The sequence below is a fragment of the Neobacillus sp. PS3-12 genome, assembly GCF_030915385.1.
Classification (GTDB): domain Bacteria; phylum Bacillota; class Bacilli; order Bacillales; family Cytobacillaceae; genus JAEVLT01.
This window is the reverse complement of the sequence record NZ_CP133268.1, coordinates 752,674-774,276: the sequence shown is the minus strand read 5'-3', so window position 1 is coordinate 774,276 and position 21,603 is coordinate 752,674. Positions and strand designations below refer to the sequence as shown.

20 protein-coding genes and 1 pseudogene are annotated in these 21,603 nt (G+C 35.8%); 13 read left to right on the top strand and 8 right to left on the bottom strand.

Annotated elements, in window-relative coordinates; genetic code table 11:
* Positions 1-6 precede the first annotated feature (6 nt).
* Genes RCG17_RS03980 through RCG17_RS03970 form a run of 3 tightly spaced genes read right to left on the bottom strand, consistent with a single transcriptional unit; the run spans position 7 to position 1,219 of the window.
* Positions 7-213, bottom strand: a complete 207-nt coding sequence (locus tag RCG17_RS03980) for a DUF2249 domain-containing protein (RefSeq protein ID WP_308173973.1) — start codon at positions 211-213, stop codon at positions 7-9.
* Between the two features lie 41 nt (positions 214-254).
* Complete coding sequence (locus tag RCG17_RS03975; RefSeq protein WP_308173972.1) at positions 255-488, bottom strand: DUF2249 domain-containing protein; 234 nt, start codon at positions 486-488, stop codon at positions 255-257.
* 38 nt (positions 489-526) lie between these two features.
* Entirely contained in the window at positions 527-1,219 is a 693-nt protein-coding gene (locus tag RCG17_RS03970) for a Crp/Fnr family transcriptional regulator (RefSeq protein ID WP_308173971.1), read from the bottom strand.
* 224 nt (positions 1,220-1,443) lie between these two features.
* On the opposite strand from RCG17_RS03970, the pseudogene RCG17_RS03965 reads away from it, so the two are divergent.
* A pseudogene (locus RCG17_RS03965) lies at positions 1,444-3,806 on the top strand (nitric-oxide reductase large subunit).
* Between the two features lie 21 nt (positions 3,807-3,827).
* Here RCG17_RS03965 and RCG17_RS03960 read toward each other — a convergent pair.
* Positions 3,828-3,974, bottom strand: a complete 147-nt coding sequence (locus RCG17_RS03960) for a hypothetical protein (protein ID WP_308175986.1) — start codon at positions 3,972-3,974, stop codon at positions 3,828-3,830.
* 218 nt (positions 3,975-4,192) lie between these two features.
* Here RCG17_RS03960 and RCG17_RS03955 point away from each other — a divergent pair, with 218 nt between their 5' ends.
* From RCG17_RS03955 to RCG17_RS03940, 4 genes are all read left to right on the top strand, one after another.
* Positions 4,193-5,704, top strand: a complete 1,512-nt coding sequence (locus RCG17_RS03955) for a carboxypeptidase M32 (RefSeq protein WP_308173970.1) — start codon at positions 4,193-4,195, stop codon at positions 5,702-5,704.
* A gap of 865 nt (positions 5,705-6,569) precedes the next feature.
* The gene (locus RCG17_RS03950; protein WP_308173969.1) at positions 6,570-10,226 is read left to right on the top strand and encodes a dynamin family protein; all 3,657 of its coding nucleotides are present in this window, start codon (positions 6,570-6,572) and stop codon (positions 10,224-10,226) included.
* 13 nt (positions 10,227-10,239) lie between these two features.
* Complete coding sequence (locus RCG17_RS03945; protein WP_308173968.1) at positions 10,240-10,980, top strand: nucleotidyltransferase domain-containing protein; 741 nt, start codon at positions 10,240-10,242, stop codon at positions 10,978-10,980.
* Positions 10,981-11,061: 81 nt separating this feature from the next.
* Positions 11,062-11,955 carry a 5'-3' exonuclease gene (locus RCG17_RS03940; RefSeq protein WP_308173967.1) on the top strand — a complete coding sequence of 298 codons (894 nt, stop codon included), beginning with the start codon at positions 11,062-11,064 and terminating at the stop codon, positions 11,953-11,955.
* 165 nt (positions 11,956-12,120) lie between these two features.
* Here the strand turns inward: RCG17_RS03940 and sspL are convergent, their stop codons facing one another.
* Entirely contained in the window at positions 12,121-12,258 is a 138-nt protein-coding gene (gene sspL, locus RCG17_RS03935; RefSeq protein ID WP_308173966.1) for a small, acid-soluble spore protein L, read from the bottom strand.
* 86 nt (positions 12,259-12,344) lie between these two features.
* Between sspL and RCG17_RS03930 the strand changes: the two genes are divergently transcribed.
* Together RCG17_RS03930 and RCG17_RS03925 are read left to right on the top strand one after the other, a co-directional pair.
* Entirely contained in the window at positions 12,345-12,836 is a 492-nt protein-coding gene (locus RCG17_RS03930; RefSeq protein ID WP_308173965.1) for a divergent PAP2 family protein, read from the top strand.
* A 40-nt stretch (positions 12,837-12,876) separates the two neighbouring features.
* Positions 12,877-13,149, top strand: a complete 273-nt coding sequence (locus tag RCG17_RS03925) for a DUF6123 family protein (protein WP_308173964.1) — start codon at positions 12,877-12,879, stop codon at positions 13,147-13,149.
* Between the two features lie 44 nt (positions 13,150-13,193).
* On the opposite strand, the gene RCG17_RS03920 is transcribed toward RCG17_RS03925, so the two are convergent.
* Both RCG17_RS03920 and RCG17_RS03915 read right to left on the bottom strand, forming a co-directional pair.
* Positions 13,194-14,123, bottom strand: a complete 930-nt coding sequence (locus tag RCG17_RS03920) for a DMT family transporter (protein WP_308173963.1) — start codon at positions 14,121-14,123, stop codon at positions 13,194-13,196.
* 4 nt (positions 14,124-14,127) lie between these two features.
* Positions 14,128-14,529, bottom strand: a complete 402-nt coding sequence (locus RCG17_RS03915; protein WP_308173962.1) for a reverse transcriptase-like protein — start codon at positions 14,527-14,529, stop codon at positions 14,128-14,130.
* 153 nt (positions 14,530-14,682) lie between these two features.
* Here RCG17_RS03915 and RCG17_RS03910 point away from each other — a divergent pair, with 153 nt between their 5' ends.
* On the top strand, positions 14,683-15,339 hold the full coding sequence (locus RCG17_RS03910) for a reverse transcriptase-like protein (protein ID WP_308173961.1): 657 nt from the start codon (positions 14,683-14,685) through the stop codon (positions 15,337-15,339).
* A gap of 20 nt (positions 15,340-15,359) precedes the next feature.
* Positions 15,360-15,545 (top strand): zinc-finger domain-containing protein, encoded by a 186-nt coding sequence (locus RCG17_RS03905; protein ID WP_308173960.1) that lies wholly within the window; start codon positions 15,360-15,362, stop codon positions 15,543-15,545.
* Between the two features lie 110 nt (positions 15,546-15,655).
* Here the strand turns inward: RCG17_RS03905 and cspD are convergent, their stop codons facing one another.
* Positions 15,656-15,856: a cold-shock protein CspD gene (gene cspD / locus RCG17_RS03900; RefSeq protein ID WP_308173959.1), complete on the bottom strand. Its 201-nt coding sequence runs from the start codon at positions 15,854-15,856 to the stop codon at positions 15,656-15,658.
* A gap of 279 nt (positions 15,857-16,135) precedes the next feature.
* Between cspD and RCG17_RS03895 the strand changes: the two genes are divergently transcribed.
* The 4 genes from RCG17_RS03895 to RCG17_RS03880 all read left to right on the top strand — a co-directional run bounded on the left by RCG17_RS03895 (position 16,136) and on the right by RCG17_RS03880 (position 21,475).
* Positions 16,136-16,393 carry a hypothetical protein gene (locus tag RCG17_RS03895; protein WP_308173958.1) on the top strand — a complete coding sequence of 86 codons (258 nt, stop codon included), beginning with the start codon at positions 16,136-16,138 and terminating at the stop codon, positions 16,391-16,393.
* A 317-nt stretch (positions 16,394-16,710) separates the two neighbouring features.
* Complete coding sequence (locus tag RCG17_RS03890; RefSeq protein WP_308173957.1) at positions 16,711-18,120, top strand: cytochrome ubiquinol oxidase subunit I; 1,410 nt, start codon at positions 16,711-16,713, stop codon at positions 18,118-18,120.
* Position 18,121: 1 nt separating this feature from the next.
* Positions 18,122-19,135, top strand: a complete 1,014-nt coding sequence (cydB, locus tag RCG17_RS03885) for a cytochrome d ubiquinol oxidase subunit II (protein ID WP_308173956.1) — start codon at positions 18,122-18,124, stop codon at positions 19,133-19,135.
* Between the two features lie 171 nt (positions 19,136-19,306).
* Positions 19,307-21,475 (top strand): type IA DNA topoisomerase, encoded by a 2,169-nt coding sequence (locus tag RCG17_RS03880; RefSeq protein ID WP_308173955.1) that lies wholly within the window; start codon positions 19,307-19,309, stop codon positions 21,473-21,475.
* Positions 21,476-21,603 lie beyond the last annotated feature (128 nt).

Below are 21,603 nucleotides of genomic sequence, written 5' to 3'. Positions count from 1 at the left end.
ACCTTCTTATCGGAAAATTTCAATCCTGAAACTTCCGTCTTCTTGTTGTTCGGTACGCTGCTGGTACCCTAACTCTTCCAATTGTTCATAGAGAAACATTGGTCTTCTGTCATTGATGATCGTTAAGGTTTCATCATCACTCAATTTTTCTAAAGCAGCCAGTGTCCGCATCATTGGCTGTGGTGGTTCTAAGCCGCGGTTATCCAAAATCATTGATGATCCTCCTTTTCCTAATGCTTTTGTTTTAAATATGATTAGCTTTTCTTAACAAAAGTAACCTTCCAATGCTTTTCGTCAATTTCTTCCTCTTCATGTGTAAATCCTTTTGCTTTTAATACTGCAAATAACGGTGTTGGTTTAAAAGGTGCATGCAGAATAAATGTATCATTTGCGTTTAAGCTGCTAATAGCTCCCATTATTTTTTGAAAAGGCTCAATTTTATTTTTTAGATCCTCTCTAACGTCAAGCTCAATTATTCTAGCTTCCAATATAAACATCTCCTTTAAATAGTAGAAAATAATTTAGCTTAATAAAAAAGCTCTTGCTTTAGTGCTTCCAGGTCCAATAAATAAAAACCTTCGTTATCCTGCATGATATAATCTTTCTTTTTTAACTGGTTGATGGTACGGCTTACTGTTTCTCTGGAAGTGCCAATCATGTTTGCCAATTCCCGGTTTGTGAATTGTGTGGTTAGCTTAAAAAAGTCATCTCTTTTTTCTCCATTAGATTTACAGAGCCTGATCAGTAACAAAATAATTTGTTCATAGGTATTATGCAGTACTTGGGCTTCCAATCTGCCTTGCAAGTCAACAATCTTTTCACCTAAAACTTTAAATATTTTGATACAAAGCTCAGGATAAGAAATTAGGATTTCCTCAAATTTCTCTATTGGAATAACAATTAGATAAGAATCTTCTAATATTTCAGCATGTGCTGGATATTTTCCATGTCTGAAGAAACCTGCATGAGGAAACATTTCACCCGCTTCGAGAACAGAAATTATTTGTTCTTTACCACTTAGGTCTGTTCGACATATCTTCACCTTACCACTATGAATAAAAAAGACACGGTCCAGTGGGTCGTCCTGCATAAAAGCATACATTTTACTTTTATAAAAACGTGTTTGGGAAACTTGAACGAAAGGTTCTAATTCCTCGTAGGTCAACTCTTTGAATAAAGGAACCGCTGATAATCGCTTTACAATATCTTCATGCCTCATTGATAGTATCACCTTCATGTCTATAAAGAATTAATGTTTGTATTGTCATTGTAACAACCCTATTTCTAAAAATAAGTGACCGCCGTCATAGAATTGTCATTTTGTGAAAATAATTCTCAACGGTGTGTGAAAAATCACAGGTGCAAGATGAGGAACTTCACTTTATGTCATTCCTGTGACAGTTACAATGAATGACATAAAGAGAAAAGAGAGGATGAAAAAAGTTGGAAATAAATCGAGGAATATCCAATCCGAAAATTGTTAAGCAAAATAAGAATGCATTGTTAAAATCTATTTTGACTTTAACGATCCTTATTACTTTTACTGTTTTACTGGTTGGAGGATATTGGATTTTTAAGGAACAGGCACCGCGGCCAGTTACGGTTTCAGATCAAAAAGGTGATGTTCTTTTCACCAAAGATACCATCATTGGCGGGCAGGCAGTTTGGCAAAAATATGGTTTAATGGATTATGGAACAGTGCTTGGAGATGGATCGTACATGGGTCCTGATTATACTGCTGAATCATTAAAGATTTATACACAAGGAATGCAAGACTTTAAAGCAAATGAGAAATTTAGTAAAAAATTCTCTCAATTAAATGATGATCAGAAAACGATTATTAAGAATAATGTAATTAATGAAATGCGCAAAAACAGATATGACAGCAGCAAAGACACATTAAAATTAACAGATGCGCAAACCTATGGGTTAAAAAAGGTGAGATCCTACTATCAGGTTATATTTACGAAAGGTGATGGATGGGGTCTTAAACCAAATTTAATTAAAGACTCTGATATGCCTAAAAACAATAGGGTATATGTAGCAAATGGTGACCAAATACAGCAGCTCTCCGACTTCTTCTTCTGGACAGCGTGGCTTTCAAGTACCGTCCGCTCTGGCGATAAGATCACTTATACAAATAACTGGCCATATTATCAAGATGCGGGAAACACGGTTTCGTTCTCGGCAGTATGGTGGAGCGGTGCAAGTGTAACAATCCTGGTTTTATTTATCGGAATCATTTTATACTTCTACAAACGTTACCAGCTTAATATGAAAGAAGCCTATAGTGAAGGGAATTTTCCAGAGATAAATCTAAGAAAAATGCCTGTAACTCTTTCGCAAGTGAAAGCAGGTAAGTATTTCTTTGTTGTGGCAGCATTGTTTTTTGTTCAATGTATGTTCGGGGCACTACTTGCTCACTATTACACAGAACCGCAGAGTTTCTTTGGGATGAAATGGGTTCATGATATTCTCCCGTTCAATATTGCTAAAGGCTATCACCTGCAGCTAGCTGTCTTTTGGATTGCGACCGCATGGCTGGGTATGGGAATTTATATTGCACCGCTTGTTGGCGGTTTTGAACCTAAAAAACAAGGCTTATTGGTTGATATCTTATTCTGGGCATTAGTTGTCCTTGTTGCTGGCAGTATGATCGGTGAGTGGCTTGGTGCAAATGGATATCTTGGTAATAGCTGGTTCTTATTAGGTAACAATGGTTGGGAATATATTGAAGAAGGACGTATATGGCAGATCATTTTGATTGCCGGAATGTTTATTTGGCTCTTTATCGTTTATTGCGGGATACGGCCGAACTTAAAAAAGAATCAGACAAAGGCGGACTCATTCACTTATTATTCTACTCGTCAATTGCTGTTCCAGCATTCTATATCTTTGCATTATTCATTAACCCTTCGAGCAGTTTTACAATGTCTGACTACTGGCGCTGGTGGATTATTCACCTTTGGGTTGAAGGGATTTTTGAAGTCTTTGCCGTTGTCGTTATTGGATTCTTACTTGTTCAACTTGGTTTAGTAACGAAGAAATCAACCGTTAGACAAATGTATTTCCAATTGATCTTATTATTAGGAAGCGGTGTGCTTGGAATTGGCCACCACTATTACTATAATGGCTCGTCAGAAGCTTGGATTGGTCTCGGAGCAGTATTTTCCGCATTGGAAGTTGTTCCGTTGACACTCTTAATTCTTGAAGCATATGATCAATATAAAATGATGCGCGATGGGGGAGTAGATTTCCCTTACAAAGCAAGTTTCTGGTTCTTAATCTCTGTTGCCATCTGGAACTTAGTTGGCGCTGGTGTGCTTGGTTTCTTAATTAACTTACCTGCTGTAGCTTTCTTTGAACATGGTCAATTCTTAACTCCAGCACATGGTCATGGTTCGATGATGGGCGTATACGGAATGTTTGCGATCGCCGTCCTTCTCTACTCATTAAGAAGCATTGTAAAACCTGAGGCCTGGAACGATAAATGGCTTAAAATTAGCTGCATCTTGTTAAATATTGGTTTGGCTGGTATGGTCTTTTTATCCTTGCTTCCAGTCGGTTTCTTGCAAATTAAAGATGCTTTTGATCATGGATATGCCGCATCTCGTGCAGCAACATTTTTGCAGCAGCCAATTGTTCAAAAATTATTATTATGGCGTGCGGTACCAGATACAATTTTCTTAATTGGTGTCGTCATCTTACTTGTTTTCGCCTTTAAAGCAATATTTAACCTGCGTAAGCCAACACATGTTGAGAATGAAAAGCTTCCAGTTAAAGATCTTGCTGTTGAAGAAGAATAGCAAGAAAACAATCCGCAAAGACTAACTTTGCGGATTGTTTTCTTTTATTTGGGTATCACATTCAAAACAAATGATTTTTTTGTCTTTCGTATAAATACCATTAAAAAAACCGTCCAAACAAAAAAGTTCCTTTCCACAACAAGAACAGCGACCAACTAGTTCTTTCAATACCATTTCCTCCTTTAGTGCAGTTTATTTGGGAGTATCTTGAAGAATGTCCTGAAACATGGAGAATTGCAATTGAAAAAAATAAATATATATAATATTCAAATTATTTACTATAAACTAATTATACAACAGAAATAAGTTATTTCTGTTATTTTTTTTATTTTAATGGAATATTGCATATTATGATAAAATATGGAAGAAAGGAAGGGGGATGTTCGATGAGCTTAAATACTGTTCAATTGGAAAAAGAATTTCTTGAATATGTTAAGAAGATGTCATCATACAATGAAGCACTTGCCCTCATATATTGGGATTTACGCACTGGTGCACCCAAAAAAGGCGCTGGGCAAAGGTCTGAAGTGATAGGTATGCTATCCTCGGAAGTATTTAAAATGTCTGTTTCTGAAGAGATGGCTGCATATATTGCAAATTTAAAAGGAAAGAACATTTCTAATATTTCAAAAAGAACTCTGGAAGAGTGCCATAAAAACTATGAACGTAATAAAAAGATTCAGGCTGAAGAGTATAAAGAATACGTTATCCTTCAATCAAATGCTGAAACTATTTGGGAACAAGCTAGAGCACAGTCCGACTTCGCCATGTTCCAGCCCTATTTGGAAAAGCTCGTTGAAATGACGAGACGTTTTGTAGATTACTGGGGTTACGAAAAAAATAAGTATGATACATTGCTTGACATGTATGAGCCAGGGATCACGGTTGATATTCTTGACCGAGTATTTGGTGAATTGAGAACTAAACTAGTCCCGCTAGTTAAAAGTGTGTCAGAAACTGCAGATAAACCAAGAACAGAATTCATATATAAGACATTTACGAAAGAAAACCAGCGTCAATTTAGTTTGAAAATTTTAGAGCAAATGGGTTTTAATTTTGAGGCAGGAAGATTGGATGAAACTGTTCATCCTTTTGCTACAGGAATAAATCCAGGAGATGTTAGAGTTACAACCCGATATGATGAGCAAGATTTTCGGACAGCTGTTTTTGGGACCATCCATGAAGGCGGTCATGCCCTTTATGAGCAAAATATTTCATCTGAACTGATTGGAACACCATTATGTTCGGGCACATCAATGGGTATTCATGAATCCCAGTCGCTATTCTATGAAAATTTTGTTGGAAGGCACTATTCTTTTTGGAAACATAATTATGAACTTTTGAAATCATTTTCAAATGGACAGTTTAATCAAATTAATTTAGAGGATTTTTATCGGGCAATCAATGAGTCCAAAGCATCTTTAATTCGCATTGAAGCAGATGAGCTTACATATCCGCTTCATATCATCATCCGTTATGAAATCGAAAAAGGTTTATTTAATCATGAAATTGAAGTAAAAGACCTTCCCGAAGTATGGAATAACATGTATGAGAAATATCTCGGTATTCGACCGCAAAATGATGCTGAAGGTGTTCTGCAGGATGTTCATTGGGCAGGAGGAAGTTTTGGCTATTTTCCGTCCTATGCCCTAGGGTATATGTATGCTGCTCAATTTAAGCATAAGCTATTAGAGGTAATTCCAGACTTTGACCAATTGCTTGAAAACGGTCAATTGCTTCCAATAAAACAATGGCTCAATAAAAATATTCATCAGTACGGAAAAATGAAAAAACCGCTTGAAATTCTTCTGGATGTAACGGGAGAAGAATTAAATCCTCAATATTTAATCGATTATCTTCATGAGAAATATAGTGGAGTATATCGATTAAACAACTAATAAAGAGGCGCCTGTTGGGCGCTACTTTCCAGGCTGTCGAGAAAGTGTATTTTCTCGGCAGTTTTTGATTTTGTCATCTCTAGATAAAATTTAGCGACTGTCCCTGCTAATGGTTCTGTTGATTTCCTCTCCGAGCACTCGCTTTCCGCGGGGAGGCTCCCCGGCACGCCCGCGGAAAGCGAAGTGCCTGGAGCGCCAATCAACAGACTTGTTTAACAGCCGATACGCAATACTGTTATATAATATTAACGCAGTGAGTCATTAAAAGTAATTGAATAAAATGATAGGTTGCCGAGTATTTGACAGCCTGAAAGAAGCGCCTGTTGGGCGTTTCTTTATTAAATTTCACATTTTCTAAAAATAAAAATAAACTAATAAAAATTATTAAATTGGGAGTTTTTAATGATGGTTAAATATTATTGTGAATATTGTCGGCTTCTATACAATATAGAGACGTATTGTAAGATTTGCGGGACTTTGGCCAATAAAAAAATTTTGATTGAAGTTCAAAGGCAGCAATGCGAAAAAGAGTAAAGTGAGATTTACTCGGCATATATTAAAACAAAATTGACCAAAAGAGACATTGTCTTTTCATGAATATACGTTTTTGGAAAAGTTTTGTTGATGAAATCTAGTAAAACCTAAGGGTATAATGGAATTGCACAACAACACCTTCAAAACGTTTAGCTTCCCTATGTCGGGGAAGCTTTTTTTGTAGAAGGGGTTCTCGTTTTTGTTACAACAATGTTTTTCTTATTAATCGACAGTTTTTTTAAAATATTAGATAGTATGAATAGGAAAAATTAGAATTTTCGTATAAAATAATACTTATTATTACAAAGTTTGATATAAGGGGAAATAAGTTATGATTCAAACAGAGAATCGTCAGGAGACAGTTCGATCATTAAAGGGGAAGTTATTAACTTCATATAAGTATTTAATTGAACATCAAGATGATGAAAATGCAGGGAAAGTAAAACAATTAGCAGAAAAATTGGCGAATGACGAATTCACAATCGCTTTTTGTGGGCACTTTTCTGCTGGAAAATCAACAATGATTAATCGACTTGTTGGAGAAAATTTACTGCCATCGAGCCCGATTCCAACAAGTGCCAATCTTGTTAAAGTCAAGTCAGGTGAAGAGTACGCAAAGGTATTTTTTAAAAATGAGAAACCACGTTTATATTTGGCCCCATATGATTATTCAATGGTTAAAAATTATTGTAAAGATGGGGATCAAATTAAAGAAATTGAAATTAGTCATAGTGAATCTAATTTGCCAAGTCATACCGTTATTATGGATACCCCTGGTATTGATTCAGCGGACGATGCCCATCGGATTGCCACTGAATCTGCTATCCATCTTGCTGATTTAATTTTCTATGTAATGGATTATAACCATGTTCAATCAGAGTTGAATTTTATTTTTACAAAAGAGTTAACAGAGGCAGGAAAAGAGGTTTACTTAGTAATTAACCAGATTGACAAACACTCTGATGAGGAACTTACCTTCACTGAATTTAAAAAAAGTGTGGTTGATTCATTCTCTTCATGGGGGGTAAAACCTGCTGATATTTTTTATACTTCATTAAAGAAAAAAGATCACGAGTTTAATCAATTCCACCAGTTACACAATTTTTTAGAGGAGAGACTGAAAGAGCGAGACCAATTGCTTTTACAATCTATTTTTCACTCCTTACAAAAGGTACTGAAGGATCATTATGATGTAAAAAAGAAAACGAATGACCAGGAAATCGCACCATTCAGGGAAATCCTAAATGAATTGTCAATCGACGAGCAAGCTAATTTAGCAAAGAACTATTATGAATTAAGTGAAGCGGTTGAGGATTTAGGTGATGGTGCAGAAAAGGCGGAAATCGAATTTGATTCAGAGGTGAATCAAATTATGAAAAATGCCTATTTAATGCCTTTTCAAACGAGGGAATTAGCAGAATCCTATCTCGAATCATGTCAGCCTGATTTTAAGGTTGGATTTCTTTTTACGAAACAAAAGACATTAGATGCAAGAAAGGAGCGACTTAATCTTTTTTACCAGGATATCCTTGAAAAAACAAAAACACAGGTCGAGTGGCATTTGCGTGAGTTTTTGCTGAAGCTCCTAAAGGATAAGCGCATCGAGAATCAGGAATTATTAGCTAATGCACAAAGTATAAACGTTCAATTTTCAAGCGACTTATTAGAAAGTGCCGTCAAAACAGGTGCCCGTCTTTCAGGCGATTATGTTCTGAATTATACAGAAGATGTAGCAAGTGAAATTAAACGTGCAGCTAAAAATGCTATATCAACACTTAAAACGACCATTATAGATGCAATAGATGCAAAAAATGCAGCCATACAAGAAAAATTAGCGACACAATCGAAAGGCTTGGAAAGATATATCAAAGCCTACGAAATTATAAACAAAAATGAGGCTAACCAAGTACAGCAACAATCTATTCTTGAAAAACTTTTCTCGCAAACACCCTTGTTGGAGAATGACCCATTTGATCTGTTTAAACCAGTAGAAGAGGAATTCGAAGTAGTTTATGGAGAAGAAATAAATATTGTTAAAAAAGAAGAGAAGCAGCCAATCTTGTCAGCTAACAATCACGATAAAAAAGAAGAAAAAGTTTTAACCGATCCGACTGAGCGAATGAAGGATATTGCTGGCAAACTGAAGAAAACTGCAAAGCTTGTCCATGGTCTCCCTGGATTTAACAAAATTTCTCATGAGTTAATTGAAAAAGCAGAGCGATTTGATCATAAGGGCTTTACTGTCGCATTATTTGGTGCGTTCAGTGCAGGGAAATCTTCGTTTGCGAATGCATTAATTGGTGAAAAAGTGCTGCCTGTTTCACCTAATCCGACAACGGCCGCAATCAATAAAATAAAACCAGTAAACGATTCTTATTCTCATGGGACTGTTCTTGTAAAGCTTAAAGAAGATCAAGCAATGCTTGAGGATATTAATCGCGCTCTAAAAATATTTGATTTAAAAGCGGAAAACTTTAATGAGGCATTAAAGAATATTGAAAAAATAAATGGCCAAGCAGGACAAGAAGGTGCTGTAGAAAAGACAAATTATACTTTTTTACAGGCATTTAAACGAGGATATCAAGCTTTTAGAGATCAGTTGGGGCAAATTATCGAAACAACAATAGCGGAATTTAGTGACTTTGTTGCTAAGGAAGAGAAATCCTGTTTCGTTGAGTGGATTGATCTTTATTATGATTGTGAATTAACCCGAAAAGGAATTACACTAGTAGATACTCCAGGAGCTGATTCAATTAATGCCCGCCATACGAATGTAGCGTTTGACTTCATCAAAAATTCCGACGCAATTCTCTTTGTTACGTATTATAATCATGCTTTTTCAAAAGCTGATAGAGAGTTTTTAATTCAGCTTGGGCGTGTTAAGGATTCCTTCCAATTAGATAAAATGTTCTTTATTATTAATGCGATTGATCTTTCAGACAGTGAGGAAGAGAAGAATACGGTTATGGAATACGTCCATGATCAACTGATTAAATATGGAGTGAGAAATCCGCATTTATATCCTTTATCAAGTTTGAATGCTTTAAAGGAAAAACAAGAGCAGGCAGATACTCCAAGTTCAGGTATGGAGCAATTTGAGAATGCTTTTTATCATTTTATTTCAAATGACTTGGCCAACATGGCTATGGCCTCATCAGAAAATGAACTGCACCGTGTTAGTCAATTAGTGGGTAAGCTAATTGATAGTTCGAAAGAGGATGCTGCTGTAAAGCTTCACAAACGGGAACAAATTGAAGCAGAGAAAGCACGGATTCAAGCGATTGTTAAGCAGCAACGAGCTGAGAGTCTGCAGAAACGTCTTTCACAGGAAACTGAAGAATTGGTTTATTATATTAAACAAAGGGTATTCTTCCGATTTGGCGACTTCTTTAAAGAAGCATTTAATCCAGCAGTATTACGTGATGATGGACGGAACCTAAAAAAAGCATTACAAGATTCACTATCAGAATTTCTTGAGGAAATTGGCTATGACTTTGCCCAGGAAATGAGAGCGACAACCGTTAGACTTGATCGCTTTACAGAAAAAATAGTAGCCCAATATCAAGAAGCACTGGTTAACGAGCTTCAAAATGTCAACCAAGATCTTTCTTTTTCGATCTTTGAATTTACTAATAAACAAGAAATTCAATTTGAAACTGCTTTTATAGGGATCAACTCTGGATTGTTCTCAAAGGCGATGAGTTATTTTAAAAATCCAAAATCCTTCTTTGAAAAAAATGAGAAAAAATTAATGAGTGATGAACTTAATCGAGTACTTACTATACCAGCTGATGAATATTTAAAGACTGAAAAGTTACGGGTTATCGAACTTTATCATGCTGTAATTGAAGGCGTATTTGAACAACTGATCTCACAAATAATAGAAGAAGCAGACGACTTCTATCTAAGTTTGCTTTCAGCACTTGACGGTGGGGTACCAACTGAAAAATTAATCGAAATCAAAGAAGAATTATCAAAATTAAAATAAGGATGAAATCGGTGTGAAGGACTGGCTTTCAAGAATTGAACAAGACTGCGAATTGGATATTCTTTTTGCCTGTGAAGCTGGCAGCAGGGCATGGGGGCTCGAAAATCCCTTTTCAGACTTTGATATTCGCTTCATCTATCGCTACCATGGCTTAAAAAAATATATTACCTTGAATAAAGCTAAACAGGTTCTGGAATTTCAATCACCATTTGATACAAGCGGCTATGACATATTTAAAGCATTTGAACTTATTTCAAAGTCTAATCCCAGTATTTATGAATGGGTATATTCACCGATTATTTATAAAGAAGCAGAGGAATTTTCACAAAAACTTAAAAAGATAATTGAATCTACTTATTCTCCCTTTTCATTATTTAAACATTATGGTTCACTATGCAAACGAAATATCAGGGAAAGCTCCAAAGGGAGTTTTTCGCTGAAAAAGCAAAAGCAATTACTCCAGTCGCTGCGTGCTGAACTAATAAGAGTAGGCATAGCAAATGCAAAATCCGTTGCATCACCATTTACATTAATCGAAATTGCTAAAACAGAAGATCCCGATCTGTATGCAGCTTATCAAACCATAGCGGAAGCTAAAAGAAATAACAAGCTTTTGTCTGAATTTGAAGCTGTTTCGATCACTCAGCTTTTGCAGTTTTCATTTAAAGAAACTGAAGAATATAACGATATTCCAAGGATAAAGTCGTCATCGGAAACACTTGATCAATGGTTATGGGAAATTTTCGGGATTTAAAAAGGCTTCTGATTATGAATGCTTTCCTATGATATAATAGGATGGCATTTATTTTTAAAGACAATTTGAGGAGGAATATCGTTGCAAAAACAAAAGCCTTCCCTAATGCTCGTTGACGGCATGGCACTATTGTTTCGCGCCTATTATGCCACTGCTGTAACAGGGCAATTTATGATAAATTCAAAAGGAATACCTACAAATGGAATTTATGGTTTCGTTAAACATCTAATGACAGCCATTTCTTCTTTTAAGCCAACCCATCTCGTCACTTGTTGGGATATGGGAAGTAAAACATTTCGCTCGGAATTATATGACGGTTATAAAGCAAATCGAGGGGAAGCACCAATCGAGTTAATCCCTCAATTTGATCTAGTAAAAGAGGTTGTTTCTGCATTTGATATCCCGAATATTGGCATGGCAGGATTTGAAGCAGATGACTGCATTGGAACGATAGCTAGTCAAGCAAAATCAGTGTCCAATGTTTCGATCCTAACGGGTGATCAGGATATCCTTCAGCTGCTTGATGAAAATATCTCTGTCATTTTAATGAAAAAAGGATATGGCAATTATCACGTTCATACGCCAGAGACTTTTTATGAGGATAAAGGCATTAATCCGCAACAAATGGTCGATTTAAAGGCCTTGATGGGAGATACTAGTGATAACTATCCAGGTGTCAAAGGAATTGGGGAAAAGACGGCATTAAAGCTGTTACAGGAGTATGATCATATTGAAGGGATCATATCAAATTTAGATAAACTTTCAAAAGGAAATAAAACAAAAATAGAGCAAGACCTCGAAATGCTGCACTTATCGAGAAAACTTGCGAAGATCCGTTGTGATGTACCGGTTTCTTGCAGTCTAGATGAAGCTAAACTTACCATTGAAAAAGACAAAGTCTTTGACATGTTTTCTCAATTGGAGCTAAGAGGCTTGCACCGTGTCTTTCCACAAGAAGCTGATTTTGTTTCTTAAGCCTAAGTAAGGCTGTCCTAAGGGCAGCCTTTTCCTATGTCGCACGACGGACAGGATGTCCTAGTCAGGCGAGTGCCACAGGACGTGGCACTCTACGAGCCTGGGAAGTGTAACTACGCCACTGTGTTCGCCCTTTGGGGCTCGCCAATCGGCGAGTTTTCTTTATTATTTTGTATTCTTTTTCTTTGCAGCATTTTCTAATTTACTTTTTGGCTCCTCTGAGAATTCTGCATCCTGTCCGTAACCCTGCGGGTTTACACCTGGTGCTTTTACTCCCCTGCTTGCTCCGCCTTTTTTACCCATTAGGTTCACCTCCCATGATTGTTAGTATTTCCATGTAGAATAATTAAACACTTCTTTCTGAACAATATTAACAAGAGGTGAGAAAGATGAACAAAGGAGTTTATTTGGCTCTTTTTAGTATCGGCTTGGCACAGGGTTTGAAAATTCCTATTCATTTCTTTAAAAAGAAAGAATGGCGGCCGGAATTATTTTTTCAAACCGGAGGAATGCCAAGTTCCCATTCAGCTGGAGTATCATCGCTGACAACATATATTGCTTTACGGCAGGGATTACCGACAGTTGATTTTGCATTGTCGCTGATCTATGGGCTGATTGTCATGTATGATGCACAAGGAATCCGCAGGCAAACAGGAGAACTTACATTAAAAGTAAATTCATTAGATGAATTGGTAGAGAAGATTTCAAATAAGGAAAAAGTTGAATTCAAAGAAAAGACACCGAAAAAATTAAAGGAAATGCTTGGGCATGAGCCAAATGAAGTATTAGGCGGTGCAATATTAGGTTGTGTTGTAGGCATTATCGGCCATCTCTGTACGAAAAAGAATAGAAAAGAAACCAAATTTCGAGTAAGATTTTAAATAGATTGCTTTTAGAATTTTTGGGAGAGGAAGTAACATCTTGCAGACAGTGGAAGAATACTTACATGATTTACGAGGGAAAGGTTTTCAATTGCAAGAAGATGCAATCGGTTTTATTTATTTTGGCAAGCACTCTACAAATGCGCCCGATGAAATCATCAATACAGCAATAGAGTTAACATTGAAAGCACAAAAAGGTTTTGATGGAAGCTTTTATCTTTCTTTGCTTGAGACCCTGACAGCAAATAACATAAAAACAAGAAATGCAGCACTAAAATATGTAAAAGATAAAGCATTGCTTGCAATATCATAAAAATAACTCCCTGTTTTAGGGAGTTATTTTTATACCATACCTTATTACGAGGTTTTCCTTTCTCTTTGGACTATTTTTTGCGGAGATAAAATTTTCTTTATCGGCAGTTCTGCAAAAATAATTCCTAAAAAAATAAGAATGCAGCCAAAAATAGCCGTAATGGTTAATCGGTCATGTGCCCAGAAAAATCCAGTTATAGCTGCAAAAACTGGTTCCATCGCAAAAATCAAGGCTACTCTGGTTGTAGTAGTGAACTTTTGGAAATTTGTTTGTGCTAAAAAAGCTAATGCAGTTGCAAATACTGATGTGATGAAAAGAGCCATATATACGTTACTCGAAAATAAAACATTCGAATGGAACGATGCCCTCCAGTTTTCAAATAGCAAGGATAAAATCATTGAAAGCAAAGATACTGTAGTAAGCTGGATAATAGTTAGCAGGAGTGTTGGAAATTTATCGGTGAATTTTCCTGTAAAAATAATATGTAGAGCAAAGCTAATCGCACATACAAACACCAGCAAATCACCAATATTAAATCCGAAAATATCTGTTGCCGTAAGGAAAAAAAGCCCGAAGGTGGCAATAACCACCCCGATAATAGCATTTTTATTTAAAGTTTGTTTTAATAAAATCATTGAAAATAATGGAACTAAAACAACACTTAATCCGGTAATAAATCCTGCCTTGGATGATGTTGTATATAGCAGTCCGACCGTTTGTGTTGCGTAGCCAAGAAAAAGCCAAAAACCGATAAACATTCCGGTAAAGACTAATTTCTTGGTTAACAATTGTAATTGTTTTCTTTCAAAAAAAACGAGCCAAAGAATAAGAACCACTGCGGCGATAAAAAAGCGTATACCATTAAAAGAAAAAGGTCTAAGAGAACTTATCGCATTTTGAACCAAAACAAAGGTTGAACCCCATACAATGGTTACTAAAAGTAATGTGATATCAGCTAGGATTGTTTTTTTCATGATGTCATTTTTCTCCTGTTCTGCTTTTTTGGATCGCCTTTCTTGCGAGTTCATCAGCAACATTGTTTTCGCGACTGGGAATCCATTTCATAAAAAACAAATCAAACTGTTTGGAAAGCTGTAATGCTTCCTGTAGCATCGGGGCGAATAGTTCGTTTTTAACAAATTCTTTTTCAACCGCTCGGTTTACCAATTCTGAATCCGTTCGAAAGGACACAACGGTGAATTTATGTTCTATGCAAATTTTTAACGCATGGAGGAACGCCTGAAATTCTGCCTCATGATTTGAAATTATTCCGAGTGGAATCGAGTATTTTTTATTTAGACCATTTCCTTTGATAAAAATACCTGCTCCGCTTGGCCCTGGATTCCCTGCACTTGCACCATCAATATAGACTTCGATCAACCTTGATTCCTCCATATCCTAATGGTAATAGTTACTGAAAGTTTATCATAAATTAACACAGTCATGTATGAAAAAGAATTTGCATTTTGCATTTGGATAGCTGGGCATGATAACTAATAATAAGATTGAGAAAGAGTAGAAAGGCTGAAAATAATGAAATATAAAATAGAATGGACGTATAAATTAAATGGGAATGAAAAGGTTCTTTTTTCCTCTGAATATATTTCTGGTGAATTAGCGATAGAAACTGGGGAAGAACTTGAAAAATCTGGTAAAGCAATAGATCTTGTTTTTTATGATGAAATTGGAACATCATGGACATTGAAGGAAGTGAAAAAGCTTCATACTGAAATTGAAGAAGACCCTCATGAAGTTACCCTTTTCTTTGATGGAGGTTTTCATAAGGAAAACAATCAAGCTGGGCTTGGAGCAGTCATTTTCTTTAAACAAGGCAAGAAGAAGTATCGGATTCGTGCGAATGAACAATTTGATGAAATCGAAACGAATAATGAAGCGGAATACGCAGCCCTTTATTTTGCTCTTACTTTACTTGAGGAATTAGGGGTCCATCGCCTTCCTTGCGAAATCAAAGGAGACTCACAAGGAGTATTAAAACAGCTTGAGGGAGAATGGCCTTGCTATGAAGAAGTTTTAAATAGCTGGCTCGATCGAATAGAAGAGAAAATTAAAAATCTTGGGATTGTCCCAAAATATACAGTTATTTCTCGGAATGATAATAAAGAAGCAGACAAACTGGCAAGTCAAGCCCTTCTTGGGAAAGAAATATTTGCTAAAACACAATTACTCTAGAAATTTGGGGTGGAAGTGGCGTGAAAGATAGGACTAAAAAAGAGCTGTTTGAAAGTGTTCAAATAATGATGGAACAATATTGTAAGGGCTGTTTTTTACATCAGCATTTAAAAAAGGAATTCGGGAAAAGGGCAGCACATCGTTTTTGTATTACTGATTGTACAGTAGGAGAAAAGCTTAGAGAATTTGGGGAAAGATTAAGTTGATGTAATAAAGGCCGTTTTACCTTTGATAATGTATGAAACGAAAACAAACACCAGCTTTAATCATAGAAAAAGGCTGGCAATGTGCCAGCCTTTGAATTTGTATTTTTAAATTAAAGTTTTACAACGTTTGCAGCTTGTGGTCCACGATTTCCTTCAACGACTTCGAAGGAAACTTCTTGACCTTCTTCTAAGGATTTAAAACCGTCACCTTGGATAGCACTGAAATGTACGAATACATCGTCCCCGCCTTCAATTTCAATAAAACCAAAACCTTTTTCGTTATTGAACCATTTAACTTTACCGTTTTGCATAAACTCTTTTCCTCCTAAACCTTTCAAGACACCAATGGCACCTAAGTTAAATATTTTCATGAAGCAGACAGTTGAAAAATTTTTATTCTATTCTGAATCATGATGATTATAATATACACGAATGATGGTTGACAGTCAAGGAATGTAAGCGTTTTTTTGGGATCAAAAAGTGTCTGAAACTCAATGTTGGGAAATAATTGAAAACCCATTTTTAAAAACATAAAATCAGTCCCAAGTCATATCTTAAACTAATATTAATTCCTTTAAAGGGGCGATGGTATGTATCGTTTTTCAATCGATGGGGAGGAATGGATTTTGAGATTTGCTCCACATGCAACGTTTGAAGCTGAGGAAAAAGAAGTGATCTTCAAATCCATTTTAAAGATTGAAAAAAATTTGACAAGTTTCACCCATGGAGAGGCCTTTTTAGTCGACGATAAAAACATTGGGATCATCATTTTTAAAGTAGAAAGAGTCCCCTCCTTCATCATATCCGTATGTAATATTGTTCCTAGAGAACGATGCTATTTTAATTGAATCAATAGCACTTAGAAGAATTGCCGAAAAAGCTTTTTTTGTGTGAAATAGTTTTACTTATTTTTTTAAAATACTGAAGAAACGTAAATTTAGAATGTTCATAAAACTGACGAAAAAGAGAGATTTTTGTATGGTAGAATTTGTTAAAATAAAAGTGAGGTTACATCTTAACTAATTAAAACAGGCAGTGTTTAAGCTTTTTAGTTTTTCTTTTTTAATTAGTTCCAGGTGGGGTCTCACAGCAGCTATAGAAATTTGTGAAATAGCGAGCAAGAAGCATCATGGACAATTTGAAATAATGGATAGGGGGAATTATTATGGATCCTTTGTGGCTGGCAAGAATTCAATTTGCAGCGACTACCATCTTTCACTTTCTTTTTGTTCCACTTTCAATTGGTCTTGTTTTTATGGTCGCTCTAATGGAAACACGTTATGTAATGAAAAACAACGAGATTTACAAAAAGATGGCAAAGTTTTGGGGACATTTATTCTTAATTAACTTTGCAGTTGGCGTTGTAACCGGCATCATTCAAGAATTTCAATTTGGTATGAACTGGTCGGATTATTCCCGTATGGTGGGTGATGTTTTTGGTGCACCTTTGGCAATTGAGGCATTACTTGCATTCTTTATGGAATCAACCTTTATCGGTATTTGGATTTTTGGCTGGGAACGTCTCTCTAAGAAAGTGCATTTGGCCTGTATTTGGCTGGTTACGATAGGTACTACATTGTCAGCTCTATGGATTTTGACTGCTAATTCATTTATGCAGCATCCAGTTGGATATCAAATGAATAATGGCCGTGCTGAGATGAATGACTTTGGCGCATTGTTGACAAATGGACAATTATGGGTTGAATATCCACATGTTTTAACTGGAGCTATTGCTACGGCGGGTTTTTTTGTTGCGGGTGTTTGTGCACATTGTTTACTTCGTAAGCAGCATATTGAATTTTATAAGAAATCATTAAAAATAGCTCTTGTAATCGGACTAATTGGCAGCGTTGGCGTAGCCTTAACAGGCCATGCTCAAGCGCAGTATCTGGTTAAAACACAGCCAATGAAAATGGCAGCAGCTGAAGGCATTTGGGCTGACACCCAAGACCCGGCACCATGGTCTGTATTCGCAATAATTGATACAGATAAGAAGCAAAATAGTTTTGAAATTAATATCCCATATGCATTAAGTTTTCTTTCTTATTCAAAATTTGAGGGCAGTTTGAAAGGGATGAATACTCTCCAAAATGAATACAAAGCCAAATATGATTCTTTGGCAGGTGATGGAACAAATTATATTCCTCCTGTGAAAACAACGTATTGGAGCTTTAGGTTAATGGTTGGTTTTGGAGTACTAATGATTCTGCTTGGCATCTCTGGTTTAATTCTCTGGAGAAAAGATCGTCTTGAAAAAAGTGGTAAGTTTCTAAAATTTACGCTTCCCGCTATAGCATTCCCATTTCTAGCAAATACTTCAGGCTGGATGATGACGGAGGTTGGACGTCAGCCATGGTCAGTATTTGGTGTAATGTCAACAACGAGTGCAGTTTCTCCAAATGTTTCAGGCGGAGAAATACTAATATCCTTTATTTTGTATTTATTGGTATTCACGATCCTTTTAGGTGTAATGGTTTATTTAATTGTTCGTGAAGTAAAAAGAGGACCGGAGGCATTGCAAGGGGTTGACGCTCCGACTATTACCGATCCGTTTAATAAAAAGGTAGGTGCTTAGGATGACACTTAGTGTGTTATGGTTTGTCTTAATCGCCGTCGTCTTTATTGGTTTCTTCTTTCTTGAAGGATTTGATTTTGGGGTAGGAATGTCCACTCGATTTCTAGCACGCAACCAAACAGAGCGTTCTATTTTGGTTAATACGATTGGGCCATTTTGGGATGCAAATGAAGTATGGTTATTGACAGGTGGCGGAGCAATTTTTGCAGCATTTCCACATTGGTATGCAACAATGTTTAGCGGCTATTATTTGCCATTATTCGCAGTTCTGCTTTGTTTAATTGGCCGTGGAGTATCCTTTGAATTTAGAAGGAAGCTTAATAATTCCCGCTGGACGAACGTTTGGGATTGGGTAATATTTTTAAGCAGCTTACTTCCTCCTTTTTTGGTCGGTGTTTTGTTTACCTCGATGTTAAAAGGAATGCCAATAGGCATTGATATGAACATGTCTGCAGGGTTTGCTGATTATATTAATATTTATTCTCTATGGGGTGGCTTAACAGTAACGTTATTATGTTTGCTGCATGGTTTAAATTTCCTTACTTTAAAAACAGAGGATGAGATTCGAGAGAGATCTGCCAAACTCGCAAAAAAACTCACCTTCGCCGTATTAGGAGTACTCGTAGTCTTTGTTGGATTATCATGGTTTAAGACAGATATTTTTGAAGTACGCATGGTTCCTGAACTCACTTTAGTTGGGCTGATAGTAATTGTTTATGCTTTAACCCCTTACTTCATTACAAAAAAACAAGAAGGATTAGCATTCACGATGACAGGCTTAGGATTGGCTTTTACGGTATCCGCAATTTTTGTGGGACTTTTCCCAAGAGTCATGATTAGCTCTATTAATAAAGCATTTAATTTAACGGTTTATAATGCAGCAAGCGGTGATTATTCCCTTAAAATTATGACCATCGTAGTTGTTACCACTTTGCCTTTTGTTCTTGCTTATACGGTATGGAGCTACTATGTCTTTAGAAAGCGGGTATCCCACAAAGAGCATTTAACCTATTAATTTTATGAATAGCTTATTTTATAATCTCCTCCGATTTCGGAGGAGATATTTTTCATGTAAATTAAATGGTCTATAAATTTGAAGCTCTTTGATTCCAATTAATTTACTCTTTACGACTTGAACTTTCAATGGGAAAATAATGTTGATAGTTCATTAGAGGGAGCTTTTCTTATGAAATTGATAATTACAGAAAAGCCATCTGTAGCAAAAAACATTGCAGATGCTTTAAAAATTAAGAGTCGAAATGATGGATACTTTGAGGGGAATGGCCATATTATAACCTGGGCTTTTGGCCATCTTCTGCAACTTTTGGATGCAAAAGATTATGATGAAAAAATGGCAAAATGGAGTATGGAAAACTTTCCTTTTATTCCGCCTAACTTTCGTTACAAGGTTAAAAGTGATCCTCGAAATAGGGGGAAAGAAGATCTAGGTGCGAAAAAGCAACTTAAAATAATTTATAGTTTAATAAAACGTAATGATGTAGATATGGTCATCTCTGCTTGCGATTTTGATAGGGAAGGCCAAATTATTGGGGATACCATTATATACAATCTGAAGACACAGAAACCTGTTTTTCGTCTGCTGCTAAACGAGTGGACACCTGTAGAAGTGTTAAAAGGGCTTCAACAAATTAAGCCTAATAATGAAATGAAACCACTTCAGGATGCAGGAATCGGCCGACAATGGGCCGATTGGGTGATCGGAATAAATTTAACTTCTGTTGCTACGTTAAAGTATCAGAAAGGAAAAGGGAAGGCACTTAATATCGGCAGGGTTCTCTTGCCAACATTAAAAATAATTTATGATCGTGATAAAGCCATAGAAAGTTTTATCCCAGAAGAATACTTTAAACTTACTGCTACATTTAAGACTCACGACGGTAAGGAATATGAGGGAACATACTTTGAAAATGAAGAAGATAAATTCAAAAATAAAGCAACTTTAGAAGAAATTGAACAAGCACTACAGAATCAAACAGCAACGATTATCGATAAACAAGTAGAACGAAAAAGGGAATATCCGCCTTATTTATTTAATCTTTCAAATCTGCAAGGATATATCACGAACAAATACAAAGGATGGACTTCAGATAAAGTACTTAAAGTTGCTCAATCTCTTTATGAAAAAAAATACATTACTTATCCAAGGACAGCAAGCGTTGTATTAGAAGAAAGTCTTATTGATAAAACAGCAAAGGTATTAAATAATTTGAAAAAAGGTTTACCTTATGAGGATGAAATAAAGTTTACTAGTTCAAAGCGGATCTTTGATAATTCTAAAGTGGAAAGCCACAGTGCCATTATACCAACCTACTTAATTCCAAAATCCCTGACAAAAGACGAAGAACTTGTTTATATTGCTATTAAAAACCGTTTCATTATGCAATTCATGCCTGTAGCCGAATATGAAGAGACAAAAATAATCACTCAAATAAATAATAGTAATATTAAGGGGATCTTTGTTTCTAAAGGTAAAGTCCAACTTGTTGAAGGATGGAAAAAAGTAGAGAAAGTTGAATCAAAGGATACAATTTTACCATTTGTAAATATAAATGATACTGTTACCATTGTTGATCACAAGCTATCCTCGCATGTTACAAAACCACCAAAGCATCATACTGAAAAAACATTATTAAGGGTGATGGAAACATGCGGAAAAGGCCATGAAGACGAAGAAAGTGAAGAAATGATGGCTGCTATTTTAAGCGGTTATAGTATTGGCACCCCGGCAACAAGAGCCGAAACAATAAAGAAGCTAAAAGATGTTGGTTATATTGAAACCCAAAACAAAAACTTACTATGTACAGATCTAGGGAAAAGACTAGTTGAGACATTTCCTGTTAAAGATTTATTTGACTTGGAGTTTACAGGGCGTTTGGAAAAAACATTATCTGATATAGAAAAACAAAAGTTTACAAAAGAAAATTTTTTACATTTGATTTTTGATTTTACAACAAGGTCTGTTGCCACAATTAAAAATGAAAAAGATATTATTATTAACGAAGTCTCACAAGAAAAGAAATCAGTTGAAGTATTAGGCAAATGTCCTGTTTGCGGTCATGGAATTATTGAAGGACAAAAAGGTTTTGGCTGTAGTAATTGGAAGAATGGCTGTAAATTTGTTATTTGGAAAAATGATAAATTTTTGGCATCAATGAAGAAGAAGCCTTCAAAGACGATGGTAAAGTCCCTATTAAAAAATGGGAATGTTTTAGTAAAAGGGCTTACGAGTAAAAAGGGGAATAAATTTGATGCCCATTTACGATATGAAAAAAACCCTGAAAGTGAATATTTTAGTTGGAAAATGGAGTTCCAACCAACCACAGATAAAAGGTAATACAGTTTTGCGTGCAAGAAAAATTGTTTTTTTGAAGAATTATTATTATTTTATAAAGGGATATTATCTTGTCTGTATTTTTCATCTATAGTAAACTTTTAGTGGATATTTGTAATGGAGGGTTCGGA

Excerpts from the sequence above, each read along its gene's own strand:
- RCG17_RS03910 (WP_308173961.1), top strand. The coding sequence starts at position 14,683 with ATGAAATATAAAATAGAATGGACGTATAAATTAAATGGGAATGAAAAG.
- RCG17_RS03955 (WP_308173970.1), top strand. The coding sequence starts at position 4,193 with ATGAGCTTAAATACTGTTCAATTGGAAAAAGAATTTCTTGAATATGTT.
- RCG17_RS03920 (WP_308173963.1), bottom strand. The coding sequence starts at position 14,123 with ATGAAAAAAACAATCCTAGCTGATATCACATTACTTTTAGTAACCATT.
- RCG17_RS03980 (WP_308173973.1), bottom strand. The coding sequence starts at position 213 with ATGATTTTGGATAACCGCGGCTTAGAACCACCACAGCCAATGATGCGG.
- RCG17_RS03890 (WP_308173957.1), top strand. The coding sequence starts at position 16,711 with ATGGATCCTTTGTGGCTGGCAAGAATTCAATTTGCAGCGACTACCATC.
- RCG17_RS03950 (WP_308173969.1), top strand. The coding sequence starts at position 6,570 with ATGATTCAAACAGAGAATCGTCAGGAGACAGTTCGATCATTAAAGGGG.
- cydB (WP_308173956.1), top strand. The coding sequence starts at position 18,122 with ATGACACTTAGTGTGTTATGGTTTGTCTTAATCGCCGTCGTCTTTATT.
- RCG17_RS03895 (WP_308173958.1), top strand. The coding sequence starts at position 16,136 with ATGTATCGTTTTTCAATCGATGGGGAGGAATGGATTTTGAGATTTGCT.
- RCG17_RS03930 (WP_308173965.1), top strand. The coding sequence starts at position 12,345 with ATGAACAAAGGAGTTTATTTGGCTCTTTTTAGTATCGGCTTGGCACAG.
- sspL (WP_308173966.1), bottom strand. The coding sequence starts at position 12,258 with ATGGGTAAAAAAGGCGGAGCAAGCAGGGGAGTAAAAGCACCAGGTGTA.
- RCG17_RS03880 (WP_308173955.1), top strand. The coding sequence starts at position 19,307 with ATGAAATTGATAATTACAGAAAAGCCATCTGTAGCAAAAAACATTGCA.
- cspD (WP_308173959.1), bottom strand. The coding sequence starts at position 15,856 with ATGCAAAACGGTAAAGTTAAATGGTTCAATAACGAAAAAGGTTTTGGT.
- RCG17_RS03970 (WP_308173971.1), bottom strand. The coding sequence starts at position 1,219 with ATGAGGCATGAAGATATTGTAAAGCGATTATCAGCGGTTCCTTTATTC.